The sequence below is a fragment of the Mesorhizobium sp. M7A.F.Ca.CA.002.05.1.1 genome (assembly GCF_003998335.1).
Taxonomy (GTDB): domain Bacteria; phylum Pseudomonadota; class Alphaproteobacteria; order Rhizobiales; family Rhizobiaceae; genus Mesorhizobium.
The window spans coordinates 1-5,858 of the sequence record NZ_RZQI01000343.1 but is presented as its reverse complement, the minus strand read 5'-3'; the positions used below and the strand labels follow the sequence as shown (position 1 = coordinate 5,858).

Genomic DNA, 5,858 nt, shown 5'->3' with positions numbered 1-5,858 from the left:
GGGTGTTCCTGGCCGCCTTCCTGCTCGATGATTTGCGCTACTACGTCTATCACCGTATCGCGCACCGGGTGCGCTGGGTGTGGGCCGAACACGTCAACCATCATTCCAGCCAGCACTACAATTTATCGACGGCGCTGCGGCAAAACTGGACCGGCCTGTTCACCTTCATGTTCGTTTTGCAGGCGCCGCTGGTGCTGCTTGGCTTCCATCCGGCGGTGATTGCCTTCACCTTCGGCTTCAACCTCGTCTGGCAGTTCTGGATCCACACCGAGACGATCGGCAAGATGTGGGGCTGGTTCGAGTTCGTCTTCAACACGCCCTCACACCACCGCGTCCACCACGCCACCAATCCGCGCTATCTCGACGCCAATTATGCCGGCACGCTGATCATCTGGGACCGCATGTTCGGCACCTTCGTCGGAGAGTTGGAAGAAGACCGGCCGCGCTATGGCATCGTCAGGAACCTCGGCACCTTCAATCCACTGAAAGTGGCGTTCCATGAATGGATCGGCATGTTCAGGGATGCGTTTGTGCCAAGGCTGACGGTGCGCGACCGCATCAACTACTTGATCAAGCCGCCAGGGTGGAGCCATGACGGCTCGCGCGAGACTTCGGAGAGTTTGAAGGCTGCCTATGTCAGGCGAAATCCTGCTGAGGCGGGGAAGCCGGGATTGCCAAGCGTGGGTGGCGAGCCCGCCGAGTAGAACTTCTTATGTCAGGAGGGTCCGTCGTCATCGCTGTCGTACGCCAATTGCGCGATTCGTTCCGTCACTTGCGCGATGGCGTGATCCAGCGGAACAGCGGGACGCGTATCTTCGATCGAAGCCTTTATCTTGGCCCGGATCGCGGCTAGGCGCTCGGCATGCTCCTCTTCCTCGCGCTGGAAGGCCCGGAGCGCCGCGCGGATGACTTCGCTCGCCGAGCCGAAAGAGCCGTCTTCGACTTTTTGGCGGATAAGGCGGGCCATTGCTGGCGTGACTGTGACAGAAAGTTTCTCGGCGAATTCCATGGAACGGCTCCCATTGGACCGCAAGTAGGATTGTATCCTGCTTCATCCGTGCGGCCAACGATGAGGTCCTAGCGCCTGGGTTTCGCCCGGCCGGCTTCCGAACCATCCGGCATGGTGGCGCTAATGCGCCGAGTTGTGCCGAAATGCCGGCCGAATTCACGGCCCCCCAAATCTGTAAAATTGGCTTCGAACTCAACCAGCGCGTCGACGATAGCCGGCGCCTCCGAGCTGGGAGCCTCCTGCGTGAATCGTGCACTGAGGTAGACGCCATGAGGATGTGAGGGATCCAGACGGGTTTGGATCGCCCAGAAGGATGACAGCGAATAGATCGCTTTCATGAAATCCAGAATTAGCCGGTCATTGTAGGGACCTTCGACAGGCTGAACGGCAATGATTCTCTTCAAGCTTCGATCGCGGTTCTCATTGTAATTTTCATTTTCGTACAGCCAACCTTGGCCCCCGTGAGGCTGACCTATTAGCGCCTCGATAGCGGGTATATGAACTTCGCGCAGCTTCCGCAGGTTGGTGCATCTGACATAGATGCTCCAGCAAATTTCGTAGTCGCCGGCGAAAGGTTCGCCACTCGGCGGCAGGTCCGACGGCAGAAGCTGGTGCAGCTCGGAGTGCTTGGCCATGGACTACTCGGCGGCTTGCGCTTGTGCCGGCAGCCCTAGCCATTCTCGGCAATCAGCCTGCGCACGCGACGTGATCGCATGGCGCTTGGCAACGGTCTTGTCCTTGCCGCGCATGCGTTTGCCTTCGGTCTTCGGCGCCTCCACCGGCGGGAACAGGCCGAAATTGACGTTCATCGGCTGGAAGGAGCGCTTTCCCGGTTCGTCATCGGAGACGATGTGGCCGCCGGTGATGTGGTTGAGCAGGGCGCCGAAGGCCGTGGTCAGCGGCGGCAGGGACGGTGAGTGGCCGAGACGCTCGGCTGCGGCGAAGCGGCCGGCAAGCAGACCGATCGCGGCACTTTCGACATAGCCTTCGCACCCGGTGATCTGGCCGGCGAAACGCAGGCCGGGCCGCGACTTCAGTTGCAGCGAAGCGTCGAGCAAGGTCGGCGAGTTGATGTAGGTGTTGCGGTGCAGGCCGCCGAGGCGGGCGAAATCGGCGTTTTCGAGACCCGGAATGGTGCGGAACACCCGCACCTGCTCGGCATGCTTCAACTTGGTCTGGAAACCGACCATGTTGTAGAGCGTGCCCAGCGCATTGTCCTGCCGCAGCTGCACCACGGCATAGGCCTTTACGGTCGGATTGTGCGCGTTGGTCAGCCCCATCGGTTTCATCGGCCCGTAGCGCAGCGTCTCGACGCCGCGCTCGGCCATGATCTCGATCGGCAGGCAGCCGTCGAAATAGGGCGTGCCTTCCCATTGCTTGAATTCGGTTTTCTGGCCGTCGACCAGCGCTTGCACGAAGGCAAGGTACTGGTCCTTGTCCATAGGACAATTGATGTAGTCCTTGCCGGTGCCGCCTGGCCCGACCTTGTCGTAGCGCGACTGGAACCAGCAGGTATCCATGTCGATCGTGTCGAAATGGACGATTGGCGCGATGGCGTCGAAGAAGGCGAGCGCATCGGCGCCGGTCGCTTCCGCGATCGACTGGGCAAGCCCGGGGGCGGTCAATGGGCCCGTGGCGACGATCGCCTGGTCCCAATCCGCCGGCGGCAGACCAGGCACTTCCTCGCGCTGGATGGTGATCAGCGGGTGTGCTTCGAGCTTTTTCGTCACTGCGTCGGCGAACCCGTCGCGATCGACGGCCAGCGCGCCGCCGGCCGGAACCTGGTTGGCGTCGCCGGCGCTCATGATCAACGAGCCGGCCAGCCGCATTTCGGCATGCAACAGGCCGACTGCGTTGTTGTCGGCATCGTCGGAGCGGAAGGAATTGGAACAGACGAGCTCGGCCAGGCTGTCGGTCTTGTGTGCATCGGTGCCGCGAACGGGCCGCATTTCATGCAGGATGACCGGAACGCCGGCCTGCGCTGCCTGCCAGGCGGCTTCGGAACCGGCGAGGCCGCCGCCGATGATATGGATGGGGTTTTTGCTCATGAGCGCCGGAATAATCGCTTGGTGCGGCGATTGCAATTGCCGTGCGCGGTGCGGGGCAAACAGCTGCTGATGGGAGCGCCTCCTGAAAACGACAACACCCGCCGGGGGAGGAGGTCCGGCGGGTGTCGTTTTTGGGGTCGACCCTCGGGAGGAGGTGAAGGCCGACCATATTCGTCATCGCCGGGGAGGAGGTCGGCTTTGACGAAATTCCTTTCGCCATTTTTAAAAGGGGCGAAACCTCTGGAGCAAATTCGTTTTACTCCGGGGAAACAGCGCCCGCCGCGGGAGGAGGTGCAGCGGGCGCCGTTTTTGTGGCCAACCCTCGGGAGGAGGTGAGGGTCGGGCCTATTCGTCATCGCCGGGGAGGAGGTCGGCTTTGACGAAAACTCTTTCGCCGTTTGAAAGGGGCGAAACCTTTTGGGGCAAAATTCCTTTTGCCCCGGGTAACAGCGCCCGCCGCGGGAGGAGGTGCGGCGGGCGCCGTTTTGGTGGTCAACCCTCGGGAGGAGGTGAAGGTTGACCGGATCCGTCAGGGTCGGGGAGGAGGTCGACCCTGGCGAAATTCTGGTTAGATCGCCTGGCGGGCGATGATCTTGATTTCGTCGCGGACGATACCGAGATCATGCAGCTGGCGGTTGGAAAGGCGACCCAGCTCGGTAACCGTCTCGCGATAAACGCGCCAGTTACGATAATTGCGGATCAGGTTCATTGTCGTTCTCTTTTTCAAAACTGGTTCGGACCATTCGCGGTCCGAAGAATTAGACCGCCTTGCGAGCGACGTAAGGAATGTCGCTGCGGCTGATGCCGAGGTCGGTCAGTTCACGGTTGCTCAGGCGGCTCAGCTCGGACACGGTGTCCCTGTAGCGGCGCCAGTTGCGGTAGTTGCGGATCAGGTTCATGGTAGTTCTCGTTTCGTCTTTCTTGCGGATCATTCCGTTTGTGTACGAACTATAAATAGGCGGACCCATATCGATTTAAAAGCGCTATGGCTGCATGGCAGCAATGCAAATTGTGCAATGCAGCATTAACGGGCGTTCACGGACCTGACACAAAGAAACCCGAATCGGAAAATGCCGCCGCGTCAGCGGTTTGACCGGATCGGCTGAAAAAAAGACCGAACTGGGGGAGTGGCAGCATGGCGAGTTATTCGTCGCGGGTCAGGGCGGATATCGCGCGTTGGCTGCAGGCCGGGCTGATTGACGCCGCCACAGCCGATTCGCTTTCGCGCGATGTCGAGGCCAACGAGCGCAAGTCGCTCAGCTTCGGCTCTATCCTGGCGATGATGGCTGCCGTGCTGTTCGGAGCCGCCATCCTGATTTTCGTCGCCGCCAATTGGGACGCGACCCCGCGGCTGGCGCGCGTGGCGGCACTGTTTGCCGTCATCCTTGGTGGCTATGTCGGCGGCGCGGTGCTGAAGGCCCGCGACCATGCGGCGATCGGCGAAGCGCTCTGGATCGTGGCGGCTGCGGCTTTCGGCGGCTCGATCGCGCTGATCGGCCAGATGTATCATCTCTCGGGCGACGAGGCCTCGGCTCTGGTCACCTGGGGCGCCGGAACGGCGCTGGCGGCGGTGGCGCTGCGTTCTAATCCGCTGACGGTCGCTTCGGTCGGCATCGCCGATGCCTGGCTGTTCCTGAAAGGCTTCGACTACTACAGCCGCAGCGAATTTCCGCATGCCTTCTTGATCATGGCGATCGTGCTGTTTGCCGTCTCGTTCTGGACCCGCAGCCAGGCGGCTCGCCACCTGATCATCCTGTCGGTTCTGTTCTATCTTGTGCTGCTGGTCACCAACCACGACACGCTGCAGGTGGCGATCCCGCTGGTCGTCGTCTCGGCGCTGCTGTTCGCGGCCTCGGTCTTCGCGCCGGATCCAGTCGACCGGGTCGTGCAGCTCGGCGGCCGCTTGCCCTTGCACGCACTGCTCGGCTTCCTCACCGGCCTCGCAATGATTCAGTTCGAACTCGCCGACGAGAGCACCTACAACAGCGGTTTTGCCCTCGCTTCGGTGATCGCGCTTGCCGGCATTGTCGCCGCAATCGTGCTGGCAGGGCGGGAAAGCCGTGGGCTGCGCTGGTTTGCCTATCTCGGCTTCGCCTTCGAACTCGCCATCATCTATGTGGTGACCTTGCAATCGATGCTCGATACGGCCGGCTTCTTCCTGGCCGCCGCGGTGCTGCTCGGCATCCTTGCGATCGTCATCATCCGCGTGGAAAAGCGTATGAAAGGTCCAGATGCCAAAGGAGCCACGGCATGATCACCGGGAAAAGGCTTGTCATCTCGGCACTGGTGCTGGCGCTCGTCCAGATCGGCTTCCTGAGCTGGATCATCGCCGGCCGCGCGGCGATCCTGCGCAACGGCAAAGAGGTGCTGCTGAAGATCGAGCCCGTCGATCCGCGCGACCTCCTGCGCGGCGACTATATTATCCTGGGCTACGATATTTCGCGCATACCGGTGAAAATGATCGCCAACATTCCACCCGACAAACTCTCAAGCGACGACACCACGATAGTCGTCCGCTTGAACAAGGGGTCCGACAACTATTGGCAGCCGACGGCCGCCTGGTTCGGCAAGGCGCCGACGCCCGCCGCTGCCGACGAGGCCGATATATCAGGCCACGTCGCCGAGGGCTGGGACCTTCGCGGCGAAGAGGCGACCATCGCGCCGGACTACGGTATTGAGCGCTTCTATTTGCCGGAAGGCGAGGGGATGGCGATCCAGAACGATATGCGGGTGCGGCCATTCGGCATCCGTCTTGCGCTCGCCGGCGACGGCACCGCGCAGATCAAGGCGCTGGTCGACGG

8 protein-coding genes are annotated in these 5,858 nt (G+C 61.6%); 3 read left to right on the top strand and 5 right to left on the bottom strand.

Features of this window, described 5'->3' with window-relative positions:
* Window positions 1-704 (top strand): sterol desaturase family protein (locus tag EN939_RS18085; protein ID WP_164751057.1); only part of this gene is annotated, 704 nt, incomplete at its 5' end.
* Between the two features lie 11 nt (window positions 705-715).
* On the opposite strand, the gene EN939_RS18080 is transcribed toward EN939_RS18085, so the two are convergent.
* From EN939_RS18080 to EN939_RS18060, 5 genes are all read right to left on the bottom strand, one after another.
* Window positions 716-1,009, bottom strand: a complete 294-nt coding sequence (locus tag EN939_RS18080) for a type II toxin-antitoxin system ParD family antitoxin (RefSeq protein ID WP_164748858.1) — start codon at window positions 1,007-1,009, stop codon at window positions 716-718.
* Between the two features lie 68 nt (window positions 1,010-1,077).
* The gene (locus EN939_RS18075; RefSeq protein WP_127269101.1) at window positions 1,078-1,644 is read right to left on the bottom strand and encodes a hypothetical protein; all 567 of its coding nucleotides are present in this window, start codon (window positions 1,642-1,644) and stop codon (window positions 1,078-1,080) included.
* A 3-nt stretch (window positions 1,645-1,647) separates the two neighbouring features.
* Window positions 1,648-3,057: a methylenetetrahydrofolate--tRNA-(uracil(54)-C(5))-methyltransferase (FADH(2)-oxidizing) TrmFO gene (gene trmFO, locus EN939_RS18070; protein ID WP_127269100.1), complete on the bottom strand. Its 1,410-nt coding sequence runs from the start codon at window positions 3,055-3,057 to the stop codon at window positions 1,648-1,650.
* Window positions 3,058-3,625: 568 nt separating this feature from the next.
* Window positions 3,626-3,766: a DUF1127 domain-containing protein gene (locus tag EN939_RS18065; protein ID WP_013531314.1), complete on the bottom strand. Its 141-nt coding sequence runs from the start codon at window positions 3,764-3,766 to the stop codon at window positions 3,626-3,628.
* Window positions 3,767-3,815: 49 nt separating this feature from the next.
* A complete protein-coding gene (locus EN939_RS18060) occupies window positions 3,816-3,956 on the bottom strand; it encodes a DUF1127 domain-containing protein (protein ID WP_013531315.1) in 141 nt (46 codons plus the stop codon).
* A 236-nt stretch (window positions 3,957-4,192) separates the two neighbouring features.
* On the opposite strand from EN939_RS18060, the gene EN939_RS18055 reads away from it, so the two are divergent.
* Together EN939_RS18055 and EN939_RS18050 are read left to right on the top strand one after the other, a co-directional pair.
* A complete protein-coding gene (locus EN939_RS18055) occupies window positions 4,193-5,311 on the top strand; it encodes a DUF2157 domain-containing protein (RefSeq protein WP_127269099.1) in 1,119 nt (372 codons plus the stop codon).
* The coding region (locus EN939_RS18050) for a GDYXXLXY domain-containing protein (RefSeq protein ID WP_127269098.1) at window positions 5,308-5,858 on the top strand (551 nt) is incomplete at its 3' end. The genes EN939_RS18055 and EN939_RS18050, both read left to right, overlap by 4 nt.